The sequence below is a fragment of the Shewanella holmiensis genome (assembly GCF_025370255.1).
In the GTDB taxonomy this organism is placed as follows: domain Bacteria; phylum Pseudomonadota; class Gammaproteobacteria; order Enterobacterales; family Shewanellaceae; genus Shewanella; species Shewanella holmiensis.
The window spans coordinates 1-1,001 of record NZ_JAMTCD010000062.1 but is presented as its reverse complement, the minus strand read 5'-3'; the positions used below and the strand labels follow the sequence as shown (position 1 = coordinate 1,001).

Genomic DNA, 1,001 nt, shown 5'->3' with positions numbered 1-1,001 from the left:
TGCGAGTAGCATTAAGTGAGGGCCAAGAAAAATTTGGTATGTTGAGGTTGGTGCTTAGGGATTGTGCGATATCTAATATATTAGCAAGATAGCTTTGATTTATTGAGCTGATTTCATCACCAACTTGTAGCTTCAGCTTTTTTTCTAGTGCCTTTTTCTTTTTACTGTACAGCCACCTACGATTCGCAGTTTGTAATACGGATTCTTTCAACTCATTACGATCAATATTCCAAGGCAACATGCTTAAATCAATTTCAATGGCATCAATACCGACAGACCGATACTTGTTTTTTCCTAGCTCATCTTTTGCGTTGGTAACAAAAATCTCGACAGCTAAAGTTTCACCTTTTACTGATTGACTCATAACATCAGCAATTAGCTCACTACTTAATTTAACTTCTTGCTTTGCTTCTGCTAATTGAAAAGATGAAAGTTCAACACCAGCTCTCTCAATGACTTCGCCAGCCATATCTTTACAGGAAAAAACTCCATGAACTTCGGGCAATATAAGGTTTAAATTTTCAGATGCCGATTCTTCTAGAATTTGCTTTGCCGCGAGGTGCAATGCAGACTCACCACCGCAGCCCGTATTCGCCTGATGCGAAAAATAATGAGCTTTTATCGCCCCTTGATTGGCAATAAGTGGACTAGAGCAATTTATTGAGGGACATATACATCCACATGCCTTACCTTTTTCAACCTCAGAAATATGGCGCATGACGCCATCTGCGCCAAGCCCCCAAGCAATTTTCACATCTGACACTTTGAATCCTTTCAAGTCATCGAATAAAACTATATTAACTAATAATCAGATATTGTTGTGATATATTCCCAAAAAATAGCTTAAAATTTGTTCTTCACACTTATAATATCAGCAAGCTTGTTTAGCTCTTCTAACTCCCCAAACCATAATAAACTTCCCCACACATACAATTCATCCCGCTTAAGAACAAACTAATCCTCTATTAAATTAAGTATCATATTTCACAACTAAAAGGTTT

At 37.4% G+C, this 1,001-nt stretch carries 1 pseudogene; it reads right to left on the bottom strand.

The window, feature by feature from the left end:
• Positions 1 to 763, bottom strand: a pseudogene (locus tag NE535_RS18630) (competence protein CoiA family protein); the annotation flags it as partial.
• Positions 764 to 1,001: the final 238 nt, after the last annotated feature.